Source organism: Mucilaginibacter aquatilis, from assembly GCF_009755275.1.
In the GTDB taxonomy this organism is placed as follows: domain Bacteria; phylum Bacteroidota; class Bacteroidia; order Sphingobacteriales; family Sphingobacteriaceae; genus Mucilaginibacter; species Mucilaginibacter aquatilis.
This window is the reverse complement of record NZ_WQLA01000002.1, coordinates 230,091-254,338: the sequence shown is the minus strand read 5'-3', so window position 1 is coordinate 254,338 and position 24,248 is coordinate 230,091. Positions and strand designations below refer to the sequence as shown.

Sequence of the window (24,248 nt, the reverse complement as noted above, 5' to 3'; positions counted from 1 at the left end):
TTAGTTAGTAAATAATGAAATGGCTATGGCCACTAATGTTAAAGCAGAAATAATTAAGCTGGCATTACGGTATCCGGTATCAACAGTAGCCAGTTTAAGTTTTCCAGGCTGTACAAATAACAAGTCGTTTGATTTCATGTAGAAATACGGCGACTGAAATAAGTTTTTAGAAGTTAAGTCGATAGGAATGTATGTTCTTTTTCCGTCAATCTCTCTTACTAAAGTAATATCATCACGTTTTGCAGTGATATTTAAATCGCCGGCTAAGCTTAAAGCTTCTGTAATAGTAAGCCTATCGGTTGAGCTGCGGTAGATGTTTGGACGGGCAACATCACCCAGTACGGCAACTTTAAAGTTTACAATTTTAACTGATACGTTTGGCTTGCTCAGGAAAGAGGTAAGTTGTTGTTGTAATTGCTTTGAAAGTTCTTCGCTGGTTTTACCGCTTACTTTTACTGCACCAAGCAATGGCAGGGTAACTTCACCTTTTGAGTCAACTGTGTAACCATAAACCGGGTTTTGTGAATCGGTACCGGCAAGATTGCCATTATTAGTGAAAACGTTAGCCGCATCCTGGTTAAGGCTGGTTACGCTAATTGATATCTGATCTTCGGGCTGAATGGTAAGTGAAGACATATTAGTAATGGCTTCAGATGTCACCTGTGATCTATCCAAATCCTGAAAATAAGGAACTTTTTTGTAAGAGCCACATGATGATAAAATTGCTGTAACAGCAAATAATATTACTAAGCTCTTGATAGTTTGAAGTTTTGTAGTACTCGTTTTTGTTTCCATAGATAATTTATTAAATAGTGTCACATTTATTAACTAATTCTTATTAAATACAATGTATGATTGCCACTATCATAATATTTATGAGTGGCTTTTTAATACATTGTAACAGGTACATAAATACATTTTATGCAGATAAGTTTGCGCAAACTTAAATTAATTCTGTGAACCCCGGCTTAACCATGCGTTAATTGCCTTTAATTCAAACACTAAGGGTGGTGCTGCAATTGCATTAAACAGGGTTTACATTTAATTTTTAATCAAAATTTGGTTTCTGCCGGGCATCGTGTTAACACAATACCTGCTAATTATTGTTGTGCATGGAATTTAAGGCTACTATTGGGATGAGACTTTGTTATTTATTATGCTTATTAGTTTGTTTTACAAACGAATTGAGCGCAAAAAACTATTATGTAAGCGCTTCAAACGGCAGAAAAGAAAACGACGGACAAAGCGTTCAAAGGCCTAAGAAAACAATACAGCAAGCGGCAGACCTTACTTCGGCAGGAGATACCGTTTTTGTAATGAACGGTACTTACACCAATGATTGCGCACCATGCAACGTACTTAATATACCCAAAAGCGGCAACAAAAACAAATACATTACTTACACCAACTACCCTGGCCATAAACCTGTAATTAAGTTTGATGGCTGGGCAGGCATATCAATTAATAAAGGGATAAGTTATATAAAAATTGATGGCTTTGAGGTTATTGGCAATAACGCAAATATCAAGTTAGCCAAGGCGCTAAAGCAACCGCAAAGTTGCGCAAATAAAAAAGGCACCATTGACCCGCAATACAACGGCAACGGTATTGTGGTGGAGAGCTATAAAAAGAAAAGGTCGCACCATATTATTATCACAAACAACATTGTTCATGATTGTGGCGGCGGTGGTATCGGCGCTTCACAGTGTGATTATGTTACCGTTGAAGATAATATAGTTTATAATAATAGTTTGTATAGCTTATTTGGCACCAGCGGCATTGCCTTCTATCAATTTTACAACTATGATAAAAAGCCAGGGTATCATAACGTTATCCGTAGAAACAAATGCTACAACAACCGCTCGTTAGTACCATGGATAAAAATGTGCAAAATTTACGACGGCAACGGTATCATTATCGACGACTTCCGCAATAAGCAAAATGGTTCAAAACAGGGGGGATATAGCTCACGAACGTTAATTGAGAACAACGTTTGCTGGTATAACGGCGGCACGGGTATACATGCCTTTCAAAGCGATCATGTTGACATTATCAACAACACGGCATATTGCAACTCACGCAGCCCTGAGTTTAACCCCGGCCAAATACTAACCGGTGTAAGTAGTGACGTACATATTGTAAATAATATTTTAGTGGCCGAAAGCGCTTCGGTCATAAATTCAAACTATCAGAACACTAAGCTCATTTACGAAAACAACTTACATTATAACATCACCAACCCTTCAAAAGCTATAGTAAACGTTAACACCGGCTCGTGCATAAACGGTAAAAGTCCTGAATTTGTGAATGCAGCAAACAGCCTTAACGCAAACTTTTCGCTTAAACCCGGAAGCCCGGCTTTAAGCATTGGCCATCCCCGAATATTTAGCACTACTGATTTTAGTGGGAAAAGCCGTAAGCAAGGGTCTGTTACCCTTGGTGCGTATGAGTTGAATTAGAAGCACATTCAAAAATTATTACACTTATTAAAAGAGCCTTGATTGTCATCAAAGGCTCTTTTGTTATTTAGGATGAAACTGAGCACTAGCTTTCAGTGCGATTAGTATCAGCGCTGATGAACATTTCGTTAGCCTCGTCAGAGACGATCTCCAAAAATCGATCGTAATGTTTCAGAACATCACTAATGAGTTCATTTTTAGTGAATTATTGTACATCATAGCCTTCCCTTGCATCACCAAAAAAGGTTTTGGGGTAGTATGTTTTCTTTTCTGCTACATCGGGGAAATTATCATCTGATATGATGTGCTCAGATATAGTTTTAAGCTGGCTTTGAACACCATAAACAAAGTTATTAACTTGATTATGCTTAATTTCAAAAGCAATTTTACATGGTTTTTGCGTAGTACTTATGGTAACGGCAATACCATTTGCTTTAAACTCCTTTTGCAATTCGGTAAAGGCCTCGGTTACCCTTCCGTTAATGAAATCCCCCACCGATGAACTATCCTTATAAGACACAATTTGCTTTAAACGTTCTTTCCAAAACTCACCAGACCAGGGCACCGTTGAAACTGAAAACTCTTTAGAATAATAATTGTGATCAATTATTAACCCTTTCATTAACGCTATAGCAAAGAAAATCATGATAACAGAAAACGGCAATGCAGTAATCAGCGTCATGGTTTGCAAGGCCTGTAAACCGCCGGCATTGAGCAGCATAAGCGCCAGTGTAGCTAACAACAATCCCCAAAATACCTTTTGCCAGTTAGGCGAGCTCTCATTATTTCTTGTTGATATACTATCCATAACTAAAATGCCTGAATCTGCAGAGGTCACAAAAAATATAATGATGATTCCAATTACTAAATAGCTGGAAATTTTAGCAAGCGGTAAGTATTCAAGAAAGCGAAACATCAAGGCATCTTTATCATTCACCAGGCTGCTCAAGGCTCCTTCTGCAACATTCAAATCTAACCAAATGGCGCTGTTGCCAAATATGGTAAACCAAATACAGTTAAATAAAGTAGGCAAAATAAGCACGGCAGCAATAAATGATTTAATAGTGCGGCCCTTTGATATACGCGCTATAAAAAGCCCTACAAATGGCGCCCATGATATCCACCAGGCCCAGTATAGAATGCTCCAGTTATAAAACCAGGGTAAGGTTTCCTGGTCATAAACATGGGTGTTAAATGTTATGTTAAAAAAGTTGTTAATGTAGTTTCCTAAACCGTCTGTAAAGCTGCCTATCAAATAAACGGTTGGTCCGGCAAACAATACAAAAACCAAGAGCAATATGGCCGCTATGATATTAACATTACTTAAAATTTTAATGCCTTTACCCACGCCAGAAACGGCTGAACAGATAGAAAGACAAACCAGTATTGCTACAATGACTACCTGGTAAATAAAACTTGATCCGGGCAATATGCTCAATGTTTTTAAACCCGAGTTTATTTGAACCACACCAAATCCCAGCGTTGTGGTTATACCGAAAAATGTACTGCATAAAGCAAAAACGTCAATCGCATTTCCCCAGCCACCATTTATCTTATTTTTTAGTAGTGGAAACAAGCAACTCCTTAGCGAAAGCGGCAAGCGATAACGGTAAGAAAAGTACGCAAGCGAAAGTCCTACTAACCCATATACTGCCCAGGCATGTATGCCCCAATGAAAAAATGTGTAAAGCTGTGCATTTTTAGCACGGTTGATGTAGTGATTATCGGCAAACTCTTTAGCCGAATAATGAGACATTGGTTCGGCAACGGCAAAATACAATAAGCCAATTCCCATGCCGGCTGCAAACAGCATGGCTAACCACGAGAAAAATGAATACTCGGGTTTACTGTCATTTGCGCCAAGTTTTATATCTCCGTATTTACTGAACATGAGGTAAACCAGAAAAATAACAAAAATTGTTACCGACCATACGTATACCCAGTTAAGATTAACAAATATGAATTGCTTAACAACGTTCAGAACATTCTGTGTAGGTTGAGGCAGGAAAACCGCAAAAAGGCAAACGCCAATAATGAATGTTAAACCAGGAACGGTTACACCCTTATCAAATGTTGATTTAAGTTTTTGTTGCATCATAGGATTTGTTTTTAGTAGACCAATAATCTGCTGATATGGGATCCAACCTGATGAGTGCTTTTCTACAAAATACCTGTCATCAAAAAAAGAAGGACTGCCGAATTGGTGATTTATACACCTAACACTAAAGCCCTGCATATGTTCGTTCGCTTAAACTACTTGTCTTTATCAGAATTTAATAAAGATTTTACACCTTGCCCGATACCTTGAATACCAGGCCCGTTATTCCGCTTATTTAAATCTACTATGAGCTTAAACAAGATCAAATGTCCGAATTGTCAGCATTGGAATATTTCTAACGGCGAACATGATCAGCAATGCAGCAATTGCGATGCAATACTTGACAGCAGGTATGCAACCCGTATTAAAAACTCAGTAAATGAGGGCTATAGTTTCATCGATTCATTGCCACCGTACGCTCGCTACATTTTTCTTGCAATAGTCTCCCTTGTTGGGCTTATTGTAGTAATTGCATTTGCTTAATGAACTGGAAGTATTGGTTAGCAGTATTATCTACCACTGGGTTAACGGTCTATTTTGCCAAAAAAACGCACGTTGCGCTCCCTGAATTTGTGAGTTATTATCTTAACGATTTACTTATTGTTCCGTTAACTGCATTAATTACCCGAACGGTTATGCGTTTAATTTTTGGAGCTAAAACGTTAATTTTAACTACCGGCCAGGTGCTATATATTGTAATATTCTACAGCGTTATTTTTGAGCTTATATTACCCTTTTACATACAACGTTACACGGCAGATTCTGCTGACGTGATGATGTACACATTAGGCGGCATTTTTTATCTTTTAATCATTAACCGGTCTTAATGCAGGCGCAGAACGTTTCAAAATAATAATGCCTGATATACCAGCAATAACCGAGGCAATCAGGATGCCGTATTTCGCTTGCTCTATTTGTTCGGCATTTGAAAATGCTAGCGAAGAAACAAATAATGACATAGTAAACCCTATACCGGCAAGTGTAGATACACCCACAATATGTTGCCATTTGGCGGCGTAAGGAAGCTCTGCAACCTTGGTTTTAACTAACAGCCATGTGAAAGCCAGTATGCCCGTAAACTTGCCTAATATTAACCCGCAGATTACTCCTATACTAACCGGATTAACCAATTTTTCCATAAAATCAGCGCTTATGGCAATTCCTGAGTTTGCCAAAGCAAACAGTGGCATAATTAAAAAAGCTACCCATGGGTGTAATGACGATTCAATTTTTTGTAATGGCGTTTGCGCCGCTAAACTTAAGCCTTTAATATACTCAATAAGCTCATGTTGTCTTGGCGTTGTCAGGGTACTGCAATTGGGTATTTCCTGCTCAAACTCATCAGAAAGTTCCTTGAGGCGCATTGCGTAACGTTGCTCATCTACTTTTCGCCTTGCAGGAATACTAAATGCTACCAACACACCGGCAATAGTAGCATGCACGCCCGAAAGCAGAAAGCCAACCCATACGCCAAGCCCAAGTACCAGGTAAAATGCAGAGTGTCGTATACCAATTGCATTGCCTATAACCAATGCCAGTAAAAACACGCCGCCAACCATCAGTGGCATAAAATGAATGTTACTGCTGTAAAAAAATGCAATTACCAGCACAGCACCTAGGTCATCAGCCACAGCAAGAGCCGATAAAAATACTTTAACCGAAGATGGTATATGCTTACCGGCCATTGATAACAATGCAAGCGCAAAAGCAATATCGGTTGCCATGGGTATTCCCCAACCGTGAGCACCATCTCCACCCTTGTTAATAAGCGTGTATATAACAGCCGGTACCAGCATTCCGCCTAAAGCCGCAAACATGGGTAATGCCGCCTTTTTAACCGATGATAATTCACCTGCCAAAAACTCCCGCTTTAATTCAAGGCCAATCACAAAAAAGAAAATGGCCATTAACCCGTCATTTATCCATAAATGTAAGGGATGGCTAAGCTTATCGCCTCCGAAGCCTATCGAAAAATTGATCTCCCACAGATGATGGTATGAATTAGCAAAAGGTGAATTTACCCAAGCAATGGCCAACACCACGCCAAAAAGCAGTACAAGCCCACTGGTATATTCCAGGTGTATAAATTTACTAACCGGCTTTAATAATTGATCTATAGGCGCTTTTTGAGGCATTGATATTACTTGAATTGTTTCGCAAATGTATTAGTTGATTTACTGTATACAGCTGCTGGGTTTAACAAATTTGATATAATCAACAGCTGCAAAATTAAGATGGCAATGACCTTTCAGCTTTTATAGCCGTTTAATTACAAATGTATAATCTGTTCAGAAACTAATTGTTTCATTGTTTAATAATGATTAGTTACATGCCGCAACAACGCAGGCTAATTCAAAAGCAGGTCTAACATCAACGGTTAACTCACTAAACTCCAATAATACAAAAAGCATATTCAATCAGTCCTAAAACCTCTCAAATATGCTTTTCCTTTATATGGGGTGGCAGATTATTGCCAGAACATCAATAAAGAACTATACTTTTCAAGGAGTATGTCATTATTTTCAATTCTTCCAATGCTAATAGATAAGTCCGTTAACAATATGTGCTATCTAAAAATCTACTTCATTAAACGCAAAGGCGCCACTGTTACATTTCCAACCATTCCTGATGGCTGAACCGGCATATTTAGTGCAGTGAATAAGCGGTCGGCCCCCCTGTTGGCCTGATCGCGTGGCTGAAAGTTAACGTTGTAGAAGATTTTATATGGAATATTTTTCTTCTCCATATCCTTAATGCGATTGGCCATTGAATTTACCACTTTAAATTCAAGTTTGTTTGATTGTTTAAATTTACCGGCCGGTATATTAACCGTATACTGCGGACCTAACAGGGTAGCAATTTTGGTATCATTCAAATAAACCTCAACACTGCCAAAAGCTTTTTCCAAATTCAATTGCCACATATCGGCCTCTTCTTTAGGCATTGGAAATGTGATGCTATAACTACCAACTCCAGAGAATGACTGATAGCTTTCTCCCTCTAAATCTGTCCAGGCTTTGAGCTTACCCAATTGTACCGATGGAGGTAATTCTGGGCCGCCATGCTCAAATTTAAGATTCCACGTACCGCTAACTTTCGTTGCGTTGCCTGCAGGTTCATAATTGGCGTATTGCTGACCCTTTTTTACCGTGTTAAAGGTTTGAACAATACAGCTTTCGCCGGGCTGCAATTGTATGTACATCAAAGTGTTGTTGAGCTGTTTGGCAGTGGTTGCCAAACCGTAACGCTCAGTCATAGGGTTAAATATTGTAGCCGATACTGCATTTGTGTTTAGTTGTATATTTTGGTTTACTGCCTTGCGGGTTTGATTTACAATAAAATAGGTTTTGCCATTTTCGTTGCTGCGTCGTGAAAACTGCAGGCCTGCATCGGTCATGGTTTCGCGCTTTACAGCTGTTGTATTTAACAGTTTTTGTAAATCATCACCTATCAAAACACTTCCTTTGCCTATAACCGCTTTTTTTACACCTGAGCTTAAGTCTGCAAAATTAAATTTACGGATAAGCGCGTCAAACTTAGCTTTGGTTTCGGCGGTATACAACCCGGCAACATCATTAGGCAGATTTTTAAGCACAATAATTTGTGCGCCATTGGTGGCTAATTCAACAATGCGTTGTAAGGTTGACAACGGAATTAAACTGCAATCGGGTATAATAAGAGTTTTGTAATTCCCGCCGCCTGTTAGCAAATTGTTGCTGTTTTGTTTTACGTCCATCAGCTGCCTGTCTGATATAAAATCAAATGTATAGCCTTTGGCCAGCATTTCACGTGCGCTTTTTTCAAAACCATGTGCCTTAAACTGGTCCATGTTGTGATAGTGCTTTAATAAGCTACCACCATAATCAGAAAAGCTATCAGCTATGGGCGTATATAGCAGTACATCGTTATCGGGTTTGCCCTGTTGCAAAAACGACTGGCAACGTGCAAAATAGTTATTTAACGTTCCAAAGTCGCGCCAAAAAGGATCGGCGGGTGTAAAGTTTACCGCTGCATAAAACAGCCAGCCCGGCCATGAAACATTTTTTGGAGAATAGTTTACGCCATGATAAAAAACGTGGTTTACACCGCCAACAAAGCACCTGTCAACCGATTCCTTCACATCGCTCAGCTTGGTCATAAAATGCTCGTTCATCCATGTGCCCGACTCGGTAGAAGCCAGGCGCTTGCCACTAACATGCGCAGCCGAGGTAGCAAATTTGAAGCTCATTACATCATTGCCTTCAGTTTCGGGGATGTCTGATGCAGCATATAAATCCAAAATATTGGCGGGTGAGCCATGTGCCTGGTTACGGATTACTGAACCCTTTGAGCGTGCCCACTCCTGCCACGGTTTGGTGAAATTGTCAAGCAACAATTCGGATATAGTTAAACGGTAATCATACAATATGCGTTTATCTGCTTCTTTGCCATCTGCCGTTAAAAGCCCAGGCAAGTGGTTTCGAAGGTCATAGCCACGCCGGGTTTTAAATTCTTCAAATAATGCAGGTGTGAAGTTGGCCTCGCCATTTGCATCATCTACCTCATACGAATCATTAAAAAATGCCCTAATCAGCTTACCGTTTTTTGGATCAAACGGTTTATCAAAATTTTTGAGGTAGTTGTTTATCGCACGTTTCGAAAAGTGATCTATCACATAGCCTTCTCCGCCGGGAGCTGCCCTTTCAACCATTTTGCCATGGCTGCCGGTAAATACAGCATACAGTTTCCAATCGCCCGCAGGTGCCTTCCAATCAAGCCGGCCATCTGCACCAACTTTACTGGTAAGGTTAATTGCTGATCCTGATTGGTTGTAAGCCATTAGCACACTTAATGGCAGCGCAACAGGATATCTTATTTGCTCTATACCTAGTTGCTGTAAGTTATTGTTTGCAACAAAAGGTTGCTTTATTTCATTGATTTTAACACGTGTACCGGCTTGTGTAAGGTAAGGTGCTTGCACAAACGTAACAGTTTCGTTTAATACATCTCCTTCCTTAACATTGTAAGACTTCCAAAACAATTCCTTAGTGGCATCAGCATAATCAACCCAGGGGCCGCCAAAAGGCCAGCCTGTAGCATTAGCCATATCTATGCCCATATCAAGTCGTTTACCCTGTTGCACGGTATACTTCAGCATATCCATCCACCTGGGTGAAAGAAAAGGTATAAACTGCTTCTCGGTGCCTTTTACGCCGTATACGGGTGTAATTTCCATACCTCCCAGGCCGGCAGCCTTGTACTGCTCCATTGTCCAGGCCAAATCAGGCTTGGTAACAGCGCTGCCCTGCCACCACCATCGCCCCCACGGGCGGTTTTCGTGTGTTATTGCAGGCCATTGTATTTGTGCATGGCTTATTGGGGGTGCCGTTAAGTAAACCGCAGCCAAGGCAATTATTATAGATAGTTTTTTCATTATTTTTAGTAGCAGAAGTTATACTAGAATCAGCTCATCAGGAGGGTAACGCTTTACCTGCCTATTTATATAGCAGGCCATATAGATTGATTAACCTTAGAGGCTTATTCACCATATTGAAGCTCCCCCTGCTTATTGTTGTTAGAAAAAAGAATTTAGGCACATAACATGCCTTTTGCAACGAGTGCCATTTCGCATTGCTGCATTACGACGCTCGTTGCCGGGCATGAGATGTAGATATGGTTTAGGTGTTTATTTAAAAACTGAAAATTTTAATAACCTGGGTTTTGTACCAGATTAGTGTTTGTAGCAATGTCACGACTTGGTATTGGATACCATATTTTATAATCTTGAAAATTTGCTTTAATCAGATTTATATCATGCCCAGGGAACATATTGCCTGTGCTTAAGCCATTTAAAACAGTCCTTATTCTGCCTGTTCTGATCAGGTCAAATCTTCTCCAGCCCTCGGCCAAAAGTTCGCGTCCTCTTTCATCCAGCAGTTCTGTCATAAAATCGGTTTTGAAGTAGGCCGTAGTAACGGTTGTGGTTTTGGCAACGTCATCACCACAGGCACGCAAGCGTATTTCGCGCAGCAGTGCGCGCGCACCCGCCTCATCACCTGTTTGAAATTTGGCTTCGGCATACATCAGTATAATATCGGCAAACCTCAGGATGGCAAAATCAGTTTCACCCGAAAAGGTGTCTATACCTCTTGCCAGTTTAGCATTAGGATCATCTTCGCGCCACTTATTTACACATAAGGTGCCTATGGTACTTGTTGATATAGGTTCGGGAGTATAATACTTAAATCCGTTTATAGTGGTAAAATTGGTAGTGGTATTGAGGTAACCACTCATCGTGCTTATGCGGCCGTCATTAGCGTTATAGCGCAGGTATGTTTCCCGGTGCGGCCTTAGCCAACCGTAGGTTCCGGAATTTGTACGGTAATTACCCCTTGGACCGGCCAGGTATGAAAATAAAATAATTTCCTGCGAGCCACCGGTGCCGGCCTGCACAATCATCATGTTCTCGTCACGCGCTGCTGCCTCGGTTGCGGCCAAAAAGAGGTAATTAAAGGGGCGGATTAGTTTATAACCGCTGTTGTCATACACATCCTTAGCCCAGTTTAACGCTTGTGTGTAGGCCTCGCTGGCGTTCACCCAATCAAAGCTGTTTAGTGCAAAGTTTAACGACTGGCTTACATTATTTTGTTTACACGATGCTTCGTACAAGTAAAGCTTAGCCAGAAAACCTGCCGCTGTATATTTGTTAACGCGCCCTATTATGGTACTACGGGCGGGAAGCACGTTGTAGGCGGCCTTAAAATCGGCTTCGGCTTGCTGTAAAACCCGCTGTACCGGTAAACGTGGAGTGGTAATCTCCGGATTGGTGCTTGTTGTTACAGGTACACCGCCCCAAAGCCAGGCAAGGTAGCAGTAAAACATACCTCTCATGTATTGCGCCTCGCCCACAATTTGAGCACGGCGGGTCGCATTCATATCAATGGTTGGTACACGTTCAATAACAAAGTTTGCCCGGTTTATACCTGCATACAACGAAAAATAGGCATACCATAAGTTAGGGTTATCGGCAGTATAGGTATAATCATAAAACGGCATTAGATCGGGGATTGCTGTGGTATAGCGCACATCTTGAGTTAAATCATCAACACCTAAGTTAGTTAGGTAATGCATACCCCTGCCCCAAAGAGCTTGGTTGCCGTAGCCTTGTATAGAGGGTGCATTCATCACATCGTACACGCCGGTAATTGCCAGTTCGGCATCGTTTGCCGATTTAAAAAAGTTTTCGGGTGCAATAAGTGAATACGGCTTTTGATCAAGGAATTTTTTACACGAGCCGCATAATAATGCAAGCACGCAAAATATGAGAGTAAATATCTTTTTCATTATAGTTTAATGTTAAGTCCGAAAATGATTGACCGTTCGCGGGGATAAGAAATGTTGTCAACACCGGGTAATAGCGGCGTGTAAGAATTAATCTCGGGGTCAAAGCCACTGTAGTTTGTCCAGGTATACAGGTTTACACCGGTGGCATAAACACGCAGGCCTTTGATACCTATCTTTCTTAAAGCTTTGGTTTCATTTAAATTATAGCCAAGTGTTAAATTTCGCAACCTCAAAAATGATCCGTCTTCTTTGTAATATGACGAAACATCAAGCCTGCCCTGTGAGCTTATACCAGGATAAGTATTTGATGGATTGGCAACAGTCCAGCGGTTAAACCAGTACTGCCCGCTAGGGTTGGCAAACGTAGATTGGCCTGCCTCAATACGGCCTCTCCCTACATACAAAATATCGTTACCGTACGACCAGTTGAACAGCACACTTAAATCAAAATTTTTGTAAGTAAAGTTATTGCTGAAACCGCCATAATGCTTAGGGTTACTATTGGTAATAACCTGGGCATCGCTGCTGTTGGTTAAGCCATCATTGTTCAAATCTTTGAATTTGATATCACCGGGGCGAGCATTCCTGTTAGGCCCGCGCGGAACGCCTGGCTTAGGCGTATAGGTATATCCAATTAAATTGGCATCAGTTACCGCCGATGGATTAATCACAGTACCTGCAGCGTTGGTAATTACAAAATCATTAAGCTGGTATATGCCATCAAACACATAGCCGTAACCTGTGCCTATAGGTTGTCCCTGCGTTACCCGGCCTAATGTACCAATAGGACCGCCGTAAACAGTTACAGGTATAAATGGTACACCGCCAAGCGAGATTACTTTATTGCGGTTTATGGAAACATTGATATTGCTGCTCCAACTAAAATTACCTTTTCTGATGTTGATGGTGTTCAAGGCCAACTCGATACCTTTGTTATCAACCTGACCTAAATTTTGGTATTGGCGTAAAAAACCGCTTTGCGCGGGTATATCAGCCAGCACCAGTAAGTCTTTAGTTTGCTTTAAGTATGCATCGGCCGTTAGTGTAATGCGGTCTTTAAACAAACTCAAATCAAAGCCTAAATCATAAGCATAGGTTGTTTCCCATTTTAAGTCAGGATTGGCTACGGTATTGGGTGCAATACCTAATGTGGCGGCGCCTGTGGCCGAAGCATAAAATACCTGCCCAAAGGTTGGGAAATATTGGTAAGCCGGTATTCTTTCATTACCGGTTACGCCAAAGCTACCTCTCAGCTTTAAATCAGATACAACTTTATTATTTTGTAAAAAACTCTCTTTTGACACCCTCCAGGCCAACCCGGCACTTGGAAAAAGAGAGGACTTGCGGCCATCGGCTAACCGTGAAGATGCATCGTTACGAATGGTAGCGGTTAGTAAGTACTTGTCATTATATCCATAATTTACGCGGAAGAACTGTGAAACACGGGTGTTTCTTACTTTTGAAGTAGCAGGCGGTACAGGTATTAACTTAACAGAACCAAAGTTAAATACCGGGTTAACACTTTGTATATCAAACCCACGTCCCTGCAACGAGAAGGTTTCTATATCATAAAAGTTCATTTCAAAGCCGGCTAATGCATTCAAAGAATGAACTTTTGCAAAACGCTTATTATAAGTAAGCGTACTGGTTTGATACCAGTTAATCGATTTACTGGTATTTAAAAATGCGAGGCCATTAGTTGGGAAGCCCCATGAAACCGTGCCCGGATAAAACTCATTGTTTTCGGATTGGGTGATTACTGCACTACCCCTCACATCAAGGTTTAGGCCGTTGATAATGCGGTAATTGGCACCAATATCAGTGAGCACCCTTGATAGAGGGCTTTTTTTGTAAGAAAGATTGGCAAAATCAACCGGGCTTGATACGGCAGCGCCATCAGGGTCAAGTGCAAGCTGAGCCGGATCTGGCGCGTTAAGCGGCCTTGTAATTAAGAGCATCTGCATTAAACCATTATAGTTTCGCACGTCGTTACCTCCATTTGATGCAACTCCTCTGCCTGTAGCATGCGAAAGATTCACATTAGCTGATAATCTCAACCTGTCGGTAACGTTGTGGTTAACTTTCATCAGCAAGCCATACCTTTCAAAGTTGTTGTTTATGATTAAACCTTGCTGATTTAGATAGGAGGCCGAGGTAAAAAAGTTGGTTTTTGCGGTACCGCCGCTAAAGCTCAAGCCATAATTTTGAGTTATAGCAGTACGCAATGCCTCTTTTTGCCAGTCGTGAGATTCAATTGAACTTAAATCTTTAACCTGATCATAAATTTGATCGCCGTTTGTATCAATGGCATAGTTTTGATCGGCCGTATTATTGGCTAATCTGTAAGATGCGTAGTCTTGCGCACCAAGCATCAGTATGTGCTTAGGTGCCCAGGCAAAGCCGGTATAGTTGTTAAACTCAAAGCTTGATGTATTGGCTTTGCCTGATTTGGTAGTGATTACAATAACACCATTAGCACCCCTTGAGCCAAAGATTGCTGTAGCCGAAGCATCTTTCAATACTTCGATAGAGGCAATATCATTAGGACTTATACCCGCCAGCGGATTAGTTAATGCTGTACTGCCCAAGCCCGACGATGCGGCCTCTGCATTGTTCACATCAATTTGAACACCATCAATTACGTATAGCGGCTGCGTCCCAGAGTTAAAAGAATTAGTACCTCTGATAGTGATATTGGCAGCAGCACCAGGCTCGCCCGACGATGAAGTTACCTGCACGCCTGCTAAACGGCCCTGCATAGCTTCCATAAATGATACTGATTTGGCCTGCTGTATTTCATTGGCCTTTACACTAGCTACAGATCCGGTAAGGTCTGCTTTACGCTGTGTGCCATAACCTACAACCACAATATCGTCAAGGCGGCTGGTTACCTGTTTTAAAACAATAGTTAGCGGCTGGTTATCATTTATAGTAACTTCGCGGGTTTCAAAGCCCAACATGCTAAAAACCAAAATTGTGCCTTTGTCAGGCACGTTGATGGTAAAGCGGCCGTCGGCCAGTGAAACAGCGCCTACGGCTCCGCCCTTAATCCTGATATTGACACCCGGGAGAGGCTGCTTGCTTTCATCTGTTACAATACCTTTAACTTGTAGCGCTGCCTCATTTTGAGTTTTAACTATCCGTTTAGGCACAATTATAATAGTGCGGTCTTTTATTAAATAGCTTAAGCCCTGGTTTTGCATGCACAGCGTCAGTGCTTCCTCAATGCTGGCATCATGAACATTTATGGTTACGTTTTTGGCGGTGCTGAGCACATCACTATCATAAATAATTTCATAACCGCTTTGCTTGGTTATCTTTTCTAAAATTGGTTTTAAAGCTGCATTTTTTTCATTTAGCGTAATGCGCTGAGCAATTGCTGTAGCACTTACCTCCATTAAAGCCAGCAGCATAAATACGAAGGTGAGGTTCATGGTTATAAACAGTCGTTTATGGGCATAGCTATGACACCTGCAAGTTTTAGCAGTAAAAATTTTGTACATTTGGTTTGGTTTAATAATTGATGGTATGGCTTATACACGTTGACGATTTAACCAGCAATACCGGGGGCGGTGCAACGCTTCCGGTTATTTATAAGGTTACGTCATGTTATAAAAGTTAGGTTATTTCATAACAATCACTCTCCCTTCTTTAATCGCATAGTTAATTCCTTCTGTTAGTTTAAGTAATTGCATAAAATCTTCAAGGCTTCGATTTCTTGAGATTGTGCCGTAAAATGATTTTTGCTTCACTTCATCAGCAATTTCAACTTCAACCCCATACCAGCGGCCTGCTGTTTTCATAACGTTTTGTATGTTCTCGTCTTTGAATATGAACAGTCCGCTTTTCCAGGCCATAGCATCGGTTACGTCTGCTTCGCTTGATTTCAAAGATTTATTGCTAAGGTTGGCAACACCCACCTCTCCTGGTTTTAGCTTTAATGTTGATTCGCCATTTGTGAGTTGAACAGCACCTTCTAAAAGGGTTGTTTGCACCAGCTTATCTTCGGGATAGGCCGACACGTTAAAATGGGTACCTAATACGCGCACAACTGTTCCGTTAGCAAACACACTAAATGGTGCTTCATTATTTTTTGCAACCTCAAAATAGCATTCTCCGGTAATGGTAACGTCGCGGTTTTGCTTGCTAAAAGCAACCGGAAACTTGATAGACGATTGTGCATTCAGCCAAACCCTGCTTCCATCAGAAAGCTCAATTTGATACCGTTTACCAACCGGAGTGGTTATGGTATGGTAAACCAGCGTTTCGGCATTCAGGGCGAGGTGCTTACGGTATTTGATGTAGCCGCCGGAAACAGAATCGACGCCGGTTTGATAAGACAGAGCCGCATTTTTACTTGCGTTATCAAGCTGCAATTCTTTGCCGTTGGGCAGCCTTAATACTGGTGCTGTAGCTTCTGTTTTTTTCGATACATGTTTGGATGCGTAATTCCGGAGGGAAAGAGGCTGGATTACATTGTAGATAACTAAACCTAGTGTTGCAACAATAAGTAATGACGCTGCAACCTGGAGCCATAGAGACTTAATACCAGCCGTTTTTTTAGTATGCTGTTTTACATGGCGATCAATACGTTCACTTAAATCAGCATGTATTTCTTTATTAAAAATGGCATCATCCTCAGACACATCATCATTAAAAGATGAATTGGCACTGTAAAACTCCAATAACTCCTCTTCCTCTTTAGAGCATTGGCCATCCAGGTATTTTTTACAAAGCTTAAAGTATTCTTCCTGAGTCATCTTAGGTTGGTCTGCTTACTAATAGTCTGTTTTTGTAGTAGATAACTCACAAACTTTTTTAAAAAAATACAAATAGCGCCCCTTTTTGAAAACCCGAATTATTTATTGTTATTTGTTTAACCAATTATATGTTTAATTCTTCCATTACTGACGCACAGCTATTGTTGGCCGTAAAGGCTGATGATGCTTCAGCTTATCGTGAGCTGTTTGAAAGGTATTGGCTTAAACTTTATAAATACGCATTTAAACACTTTGGTGATGAGCATCAAAGTAAAGAAGCTGTACACGTTATTTTTGTTAATTTATGGGAGCGCAGGCATCAGGCTAATATTAACTCCCTCCAAACGTATTTAATTACCGCTGTTCGTTATCATTATTATGACCAGCAAAAACTCGCTTTCAATAAATTAATTTTTGTAGATACGCCCGAATATCAGCAAGTTAATATAGCATCTGATTATAACGAAGCGTGGGACCGTTATAACCATGAGCATATATTTTCAACGGTTGAACGAAAGCTGACATCGCTACCCAAACGTTGCCAGGAGATATTTTTGCTGAGCCGTAAAAATCATTTAACTAATGAGGAAATTGCACAAAAGTTAAACCTTTCTAAACGGACTGTAGAAAACCAACTAAGTCAGGCTACGCGTTACATAAGAGACCATATTACTTTAGCTGAGCTATTTTGTATATGCGTATTCCTGTATGCTTCATTTATAAAATTTTGACCTCCTTATAGCGCACCTACCTCAAACTTGATGTACTAATTGTGCCAATTTAAATGAACACCGGATTAGGCATATTTTTTTGATATAACGCAGATGAGTTGGTCCGGCTCGCCAAAATGAAAAACTGACGTAGATCACTTTTTGCACTGACCACTCTCATAGATTAATCACCTGCATAGGGGTAGTTTTGTAATCACATAAAACGCCGTTTTACAGATGAAAGTGGTTGCATACAGTATTAAATCTTTCGAGAAAGAGTTTTTGGCCAAGGCCAACCAGAAAAAGCACGATATTACTTTGATATCGAACCCGTTGGGCCTTGAAACCACGCGCTATGCTGAAGGTAAGGATGCCGTGGTGGTTTTTACTAATGATGACGTATCAAGGCCGGTTATTGAACAATTGGCTGCACTGGGCATCAAATTCATTGCAACCCGCTCAACCGGTACCGACCATATAGACAAGCAGGCAGCTGCGCAGTATGGTATCAAACTGGCCAATGTACCTCATTATTCACCTCAAGCTATAGCCGAGCATACCGTTGCGTTGGCTTTATCATTAAACCGACGCCTTGCTAAAGCGCAGGAACATGCACAACACTTCGATTTCAGGCAGGAAGGCTTAATGGGTTTCAACTTTTACGGTAAAACAGTTGGCGTTATTGGCCTTGGGCATATTGGCCAGGCGGTGGCCAATATATTTACAGGATTGGGTTGCCTGGTTATTGGTTACGATATAGCCCCGCAACCTGAATTAAAAAATATCACAACAGTCACTCTTGAAGAACTCTATGCACAATCGGATATCATCTCGCTACATACCCCGTTAACGCCTGGAACCAGGCACTTCATTAACGCCGCTATACTCAAACAGATGAAAGATGGAGTGATGCTGCTGAATACCTCCCGCGGTTGTTTGATTAACACGGCCGATGTACTGAAAGCCTTGAACAGCGGCAAAGTGGGCTATTTAGGCATGGATGTGTATGAACATGAAAAAGGCTTGTTTTTTGAAGACCATGAGCATGATGCTATAAAAGACAGCCTCCTACAGGATCTGATCAGTCATCCTGATGTTTTGGTAACACCGCACCAGGCTTACTTAACCCGCGAAGCTGTACAACAAATTGCCGACCAAACGATCAAGAACCTGGACATGTGGCAGCAAAGCAAATGCGTAGGCAAAGCTTGTATATGCGCCAAGAACTGCCGCGCAATTGAAACAGCTATAACCATTTAACTCTAAAAGTAATTATTATGGAAGCGCCTTCAATCCTTGTGCAAAAATACCACGTAGCCGCCCCCAGGTATACCAGCTATCCCACTGTACCTTATTGGGACAACGCCAGCTTTGATACGGAGCAATGGAAGAGCTCTGTTGCGTTATCATTTAAGGAAAGTAACAGTACCGACGGAATAAGCCTTTACGTACACCTGCCCTATTGTGAAAGCCTGTGTACCTATTGTGGTTGTAACACCCGCATAACTAAAAACCACTCCGTTGAACAGCCTTATATAAAAGCGGTAATAAAAGAATGGACCATGTACCGGCAGCTTTTTGACAGCACTCCTGTTATTCGCGAACTTCACTTGGGCGGTGGAACACCAACATTTTTTAGTGCCGAAAACCTGCGGATGCTGATAGCTGGTTTGCTGGCCAATGCCGACGTACACGCTGAGGCTGAATTTAGCTTTGAGGCTCATCCGGCAAATACTACCGAAGCACACCTACAAATACTATATGACTTGGGCTTTAGGCGATTAAGTCTGGGCATACAGGATTTTGACCCCAAAGTTCAGTTGATTATTAACCGGCTGCAAAATTTTGAACAGGTAAAAAAAGTTACCGAACAGGCCAGACAAATAGGCTATACTTCTATAAACTTCGATTTGATTTACGGGCTGCCGTTGCAAACCGTAGATAGTATTTCTGATACCATTATGCAGGTATCGCAACTAATGCCTGAGCGCATAGCGTTTTACAGTTATGCCCATGTGCCATGGATTAAACCAGGCCAGCGTAAATTTACCGAGAAAGACCTACCCGATGCCAAAATTAAGCAAAAGCTGTATGAACTTGGCCGGAGCATGTTTACCATGCTGGGGTATAAAGAAATTGGGATGGATCATTTTGCGCTACCTGGCGACAGCTTGTTTAAAGCGCTGGAAAACGGAACCATGCATCGCAATTTCATGGGTTATACACACCAGTACACCCAGCTGATGGTTGGCTTGGGCGTATCCTCCATTAGCGACACCTGGTATGCTTTTGCACAAAATGTAAAAAAAGTAGAAGACTACCTTGACCTTATTGATAGCAACAAGCTGCCTGTAGTTAAAGGGCACGTGTTAACCCATGATGATTTGGTGATACGTAAACACATCCTGAATATGATGTGTAAAGGTAAAACCTGCTGGAACTTTCATATTGAAGGTTGTATTGCATTAATGGATGGCATTGAACGTATGCAGCAATTGGCCAATGATGGCCTGGTAGAGCTAAACTCCTGGTGTTTGACGGTTACACCGTTAGGAAAACGTTTCTTAAGAAATATATGTATGGCATTGGATGCCCGCCTTTGGGCTGATAAACCGGCTACCCAGCTGTTTAGTTTGGCTGGATAATTTAAACTTGTGTGATGTTGTATTTAGTTTGATATGCCTGCAAAGGCAAAAAGCGGTTCAGTAAATGAACCGCTTTTTTGATATGCTGGTAAACCGGCTATGCAATTAACAAAAACCATAAAAAAAAGCGGTTGTCAGAACCGCTTTCTGTTTACTTAATACGAAATTAATTAGAGGATGAATACAACTGCCATAATGAGGTGCAACAATATACTGCCGGCAAACACGGTTAAAGCCGCTTTGATACCCGCACCACCCATAGTGGTAATTAAGTTAGTGAAAAAGCAAACCATGGTTACTGCTAAACACCAACCGGTGCATTAAAGTAAAACATTAAAACGGCTGGTAACGGCAAAAAAAACACACCGTGTACCATAAGCACAATAAAGAACCATAGGGTATGATTCGCTTTTTGGCTATCGGCAAATGTGTTAAACTTTGACCACAAGTTTAATGATGTATTGTTGGTTTGCTCAGGTGCAATGGTCCAGGTTGCAGGCGCGATAGTTTTTAAAGTTGCCATGATGTTTTGTTTTAACTTGTATCACAAAGATGGGCGCATGAGCGTACCTAACCCCTGATGATTGTCAGGATAAAAAATGATTGTAAACACATATTAAAAGACTAATTAATTGAGAACTACTTGCATATGCTGCTATCTGCAGTAGCTTGAGGCATACTTAAATACGGTATATCCAACTGCAGCCCTCTGAGCATAAACCATATTCCTAAAAACAGCATGAAATACGGCACAAACTTGGTTACGTATTTACGCAATGCCTGAGTGACAAAGCCTGTGCCGATAGTAAACAGTAACATTAAGGGCATAGTTCCTAAACCAAAACAAACCATATACTCCACTGCATTGGTAACACCATTAATTCCAACAGCGCCAGCCAACGCCAGGTACACAAAGCCACAAGGCAAAAAGCCATTTAACACGCCTATCACAAAATGACCCGCGTTTTTTTTTAGCAATGCGATCAATAAGCGATTCAAAGGCTGGGCAATAAACATGCTTTGCAAGGCTGATGAAACTTTCAGTAACTTGAATATGGCTACAATTATCACCAGCATACCACTTAAAAGGCTTACCCAACGCTGTAGGCCAGCAAGCCATAACTGTTTACCCAGCAAACCAACCAGTAACCCTAAAAAAGCGTAAGTAACTATACGGCCAAAGTTGTACAATAGCTTATCCCATATCAGCAGCCATTTATACCCTTGCTTAACAGGCAGAGCAAATGCCAATGGCCCGCACATACCTATACAATGCATACTGCTGAATATGCCTATAAAAAAAGCTATTTCATTATTGCTCATTTTATAAGAATGGCTTGTTGATACAAGTAGTCTTTTTGATTACTCTGCCACTCGGCGCGCAACTTCCACTCGCCTTTCGCCAGTTTTGATAAGGGTATCCAAACAATATTATCAGAATTATCACTTTTTAACGCAAAGGTTCGGTCCATGTGCCGGTCAGCAGCGCGAGTGAGGTAAATTTTGCCTTTTATGGCTGCCGAAAAATGAAGCTGCAAGTATTCTTTATTAAAGCTGATAACTGGCTGAGCTTTGTCAGCTATAACCTGTTTTTCGCGCAGATAATCCTGATCGTAGTTTAAGCCCTTTTCATAATACAGCTTGTCATAGTCATCTTTGCTTTGGGTGAACATGTAGACACCCATACTAATGATAAATGTCATGAATGCTGCCATGCCCAGCATCAAATATTTTCCCCAGTTCATTTGCATAATCTTAATTTATTGGTCCGATGAAAGTGGTTTTAGTTTCACCCATCACTGTTTTACCCTGCATTACCTTTAAGTGAATGTTGGTTTTGGCCTCATGTATGGTATTGGCAGGCATTATGATAAAGAAGGTTGTCCTGGCTGATTCTTCCTTATTCAAGGTCTTTACAGGCTGTATGTATTTTATCTTCACAGCTGGATTATCAGCTTCAAGGGTAATTTGTTGACTGGTATTGGTTTTATTAATTAAATCAGCACTATATATATTGCTGATATACCCGCCGGGTTGTTCTTGGTAAAGCAGCCCCGCCGAACGTAATACTGTTATATCAATATCACTGCGCTGTAGTGTAAAATAGCTAAGTACGCCCATCAAAATCACCATAACGGCAGAATAGGCACCCATTTTGGCAGTAAACCTCGGCTTGCTGCCCTTTTCAATTATTTCTTCAGAGTAGAAGCCAATTAAGTTCACTTCACGGTTTATTTTCTCCATTACCTGGTTGCAGGCATCAATACAAACCGTACAGTTTATACATTCTAGCTGCGTGCCATTGCGAATGTCAATTCCGGTTGGGCATACGTCTACACATAAGCCGCAATCCACACAATCTCCTTTTTGATTGTTTTTATCTCTTGAGCGCTTACCACGAGGCTCGCCCCTTACATTGTTATAGGCCACCATCAATGTATGCTTATCCGTAAGCACCGTTTGTAACCGTCCGTAGGGGCAAATCACAGTACATACAATTTCCCGCACCTGGCTGTACACCAGGTAAAATACCAACGCAAAAATCCAAATAGCTATAAAACCTGAGAGGTGCAGGTTTACAGGTTCTGTAATGATGTTCATTAAAGCATCGCTGCCAATAACATAGGCCAGAAAAGTATTGGCGATAAAAAAAGATAAGACCAGGAATAATAAATGCTTACCGGTCTTCTTGCCAATCTTTTCGGCTGTCCAGGAGCCTTCGTCTAATTTGCGTCGTTGCCTCGCATCGCCTTCAATCCAGATTTCAATTTTACGGAAAACCATTTCCATAAAAACCGTTTGCGGGCATATCCACCCGCAAAACACTCTTCCAAAAGCCATAGTGAACAGCACAATACAAACCACAAAAGCCAGCATGGCCAGCACAAACAAGAAAAAATCCTGCGGCCAAAAAACCTGTCCTAATATTACAAAGCGACGGTCAAGTACATTAAATAATAAAACTGGGTTGCCGTTTATACGCAAGTAAGGCGCGGTAAAAAATAATGCCAGGAAAATATAGCTTAGCCAGCTGCGGTACTGGTATAGTTTACCCTTACGAACAAGCGGATACATCCATTTTCGTTTCCCATCAGTTGCAGCATCCAACTTGCTCGTTTCAGATAAAAGCATGACTCTTTGCTTTATTTAGGATAAAAAAATCAATTTTGAACTACCATGGCGGTATTAGCAGCAACGGCAGGTTCGTCATCTTCTTTAGTGCCTTGTGCCTCTTTTGCACCCGAAGGGTTGGTACCGCGTATAGACTTAATGTAATTGGCTACATCGGCTATCTGTTTAGGCGATAGCTGTTTTTCCCAGGTTGGCATACCTTTAGCCGTAACGCCGTATTTAATGGTTTTAAAAACATCGCTGATTTTGCCGCCATGCAGCCAGTAGTCGTCGGTTAGGTTAGGGCCAACCATACCCTGCGCCTTATCGCCATGACAAGGTGCACAGCTTTGCTTAAAAACGTTTTTCCCCTCGGCCAGTGCAGCTGGCTCAGTTGAGAGCTTTACGGTAGTTTCATCAACACGATTGGCTGCTTTGGCTAAATAAGCCTCCTTTTCTTTGGCTGCAACCAGCATTTCAGTTTTATATTCCTCGTCCTGCAACTGCCCAAAGCCAAACACGTGATAGCTGAGCAGGTAAACTATACCAAATATAATACTGGCGTAAAACAAACCCATAAACCAGGCCGGCGTTGGGTTATCCAGCTCATGTATACCGTCAAAATCATGCTCAATAAGTATTGATTTTTCTTCAGAAAGCGGCTTTAACGATAACAGTTTCTGGATAACCTGGGCTTTTGGCTTCTTGATCTTAGCTTTTTTACGGGCAACTTCCATTGCTGCATATTCTGCGGGCAAAAACACCTTGGCTACCAGCTTAAAAGCACGGTTAATCATCAACATAGCTACTATAATGGTAACCATAATTAATATAATGGCACCATAACCAAGGTAATCTCTTACAGCAGGTGTAATCAGGCTATCATCAGCAGCATTAACTGTTTGTGCACCGGTAACAAGCAGGCAGATTATAATATATTTTAGAAGTTTCATCGTGATAAAAAGCTGTCGGGTTCAACAAAACTGTCACGCAGTGGCATATCGCTCATGTAGTCGTTATGCTCTCTACGGCTCTTTATAAGCATAATACTTACTACTATAAAGAACACCAGGAAAATGGCTAATGATACGAGCAGGTAAATCTGATTACCCGACACGTTTTCGGTAAACTGCTTGAACATA

Annotated in this window: 18 protein-coding genes; 5 read left to right on the top strand and 13 right to left on the bottom strand. The window is 41.2% G+C overall.

Annotated elements, in window-relative coordinates:
* Entirely contained in the window at positions 1-795 is a 795-nt protein-coding gene (locus GO816_RS05635; RefSeq protein WP_157540379.1) for a polysaccharide biosynthesis/export family protein, read from the bottom strand.
* Positions 796-1,184: 389 nt separating this feature from the next.
* On the opposite strand from GO816_RS05635, the gene GO816_RS05630 reads away from it, so the two are divergent.
* Entirely contained in the window at positions 1,185-2,459 is a 1,275-nt protein-coding gene (locus GO816_RS05630; protein WP_157540378.1) for a choice-of-anchor Q domain-containing protein, read from the top strand.
* Between the two features lie 205 nt (positions 2,460-2,664).
* Here GO816_RS05630 and GO816_RS05625 read toward each other — a convergent pair whose 3' ends face one another.
* Positions 2,665-4,557, bottom strand: a complete 1,893-nt coding sequence (locus tag GO816_RS05625) for a BCCT family transporter (protein ID WP_232336499.1) — start codon at positions 4,555-4,557, stop codon at positions 2,665-2,667.
* Between the two features lie 482 nt (positions 4,558-5,039).
* Between GO816_RS05625 and GO816_RS05615 the strand changes: the two genes are divergently transcribed.
* The gene (locus GO816_RS05615; RefSeq protein ID WP_157540376.1) at positions 5,040-5,384 is read left to right on the top strand and encodes a hypothetical protein; all 345 of its coding nucleotides are present in this window, start codon (positions 5,040-5,042) and stop codon (positions 5,382-5,384) included.
* On the opposite strand, the gene nhaA is transcribed toward GO816_RS05615, so the two are convergent.
* From nhaA to GO816_RS05590, 5 genes are all read right to left on the bottom strand, one after another.
* Entirely contained in the window at positions 5,364-6,692 is a 1,329-nt protein-coding gene (nhaA, locus tag GO816_RS05610; RefSeq protein ID WP_157540375.1) for a Na+/H+ antiporter NhaA, read from the bottom strand. The two genes, GO816_RS05615 and nhaA, sit on opposite strands and share 21 nt — an antisense overlap.
* A gap of 443 nt (positions 6,693-7,135) precedes the next feature.
* Positions 7,136-9,970, bottom strand: coding sequence for a glycosyl hydrolase (locus GO816_RS05605; protein WP_157540374.1), 2,835 nt, complete (start codon positions 9,968-9,970; stop codon positions 7,136-7,138).
* Positions 9,971-10,242: 272 nt separating this feature from the next.
* The gene (locus GO816_RS05600) at positions 10,243-11,880 is read right to left on the bottom strand and encodes a RagB/SusD family nutrient uptake outer membrane protein (RefSeq protein WP_157540373.1); all 1,638 of its coding nucleotides are present in this window, start codon (positions 11,878-11,880) and stop codon (positions 10,243-10,245) included.
* Positions 11,880-15,314 carry a TonB-dependent receptor gene (locus GO816_RS05595; RefSeq protein WP_198171428.1) on the bottom strand — a complete coding sequence of 1,145 codons (3,435 nt, stop codon included), beginning with the start codon at positions 15,312-15,314 and terminating at the stop codon, positions 11,880-11,882. The genes GO816_RS05600 and GO816_RS05595 overlap by 1 nt, the downstream gene beginning before the upstream one ends.
* Before the next feature lie 189 nt (positions 15,315-15,503).
* Positions 15,504-16,640, bottom strand: a complete 1,137-nt coding sequence (locus tag GO816_RS05590) for a FecR family protein (protein WP_157540371.1) — start codon at positions 16,638-16,640, stop codon at positions 15,504-15,506.
* 128 nt (positions 16,641-16,768) lie between these two features.
* On the opposite strand from GO816_RS05590, the gene GO816_RS05585 reads away from it, so the two are divergent.
* The 3 genes from GO816_RS05585 (at position 16,769) to hemN (ending at position 19,995) form a co-directional block, all read left to right on the top strand.
* Complete coding sequence (locus GO816_RS05585) at positions 16,769-17,371, top strand: RNA polymerase sigma factor (RefSeq protein ID WP_157540370.1); 603 nt, start codon at positions 16,769-16,771, stop codon at positions 17,369-17,371.
* A gap of 216 nt (positions 17,372-17,587) precedes the next feature.
* Positions 17,588-18,610 carry a 2-hydroxyacid dehydrogenase gene (locus tag GO816_RS05580; RefSeq protein WP_157540369.1) on the top strand — a complete coding sequence of 341 codons (1,023 nt, stop codon included), beginning with the start codon at positions 17,588-17,590 and terminating at the stop codon, positions 18,608-18,610.
* Positions 18,611-18,627: 17 nt separating this feature from the next.
* Positions 18,628-19,995, top strand: coding sequence for an oxygen-independent coproporphyrinogen III oxidase (gene hemN / locus GO816_RS05575; RefSeq protein ID WP_157540368.1), 1,368 nt, complete (start codon positions 18,628-18,630; stop codon positions 19,993-19,995).
* 301 nt (positions 19,996-20,296) lie between these two features.
* Here hemN and GO816_RS05570 read toward each other — a convergent pair whose 3' ends face one another.
* From GO816_RS05570 to GO816_RS05545, 6 genes are all read right to left on the bottom strand, one after another.
* Positions 20,297-20,518 carry a hypothetical protein gene (locus GO816_RS05570; protein WP_157540367.1) on the bottom strand — a complete coding sequence of 74 codons (222 nt, stop codon included), beginning with the start codon at positions 20,516-20,518 and terminating at the stop codon, positions 20,297-20,299.
* Between the two features lie 116 nt (positions 20,519-20,634).
* Positions 20,635-21,318, bottom strand: a complete 684-nt coding sequence (locus tag GO816_RS05565; RefSeq protein ID WP_157540366.1) for a sulfite exporter TauE/SafE family protein — start codon at positions 21,316-21,318, stop codon at positions 20,635-20,637.
* Complete coding sequence (locus GO816_RS05560; protein ID WP_157540365.1) at positions 21,315-21,746, bottom strand: FixH family protein; 432 nt, start codon at positions 21,744-21,746, stop codon at positions 21,315-21,317. Before GO816_RS05560 ends, GO816_RS05565 begins: the two co-directional genes overlap by 4 nt.
* A 4-nt stretch (positions 21,747-21,750) precedes the next feature.
* A complete protein-coding gene (ccoG, locus tag GO816_RS05555; protein ID WP_157540364.1) occupies positions 21,751-23,127 on the bottom strand; it encodes a cytochrome c oxidase accessory protein CcoG in 1,377 nt (458 codons plus the stop codon).
* Positions 23,128-23,156: 29 nt separating this feature from the next.
* Entirely contained in the window at positions 23,157-24,059 is a 903-nt protein-coding gene (locus GO816_RS05550; protein WP_157540363.1) for a cbb3-type cytochrome c oxidase N-terminal domain-containing protein, read from the bottom strand.
* A complete protein-coding gene (locus GO816_RS05545; protein WP_157540362.1) occupies positions 24,056-24,247 on the bottom strand; it encodes a hypothetical protein in 192 nt (63 codons plus the stop codon). The genes GO816_RS05550 and GO816_RS05545 overlap by 4 nt, the downstream gene beginning before the upstream one ends.
* Between the last annotated feature and the right edge of the window lies 1 nt (position 24,248).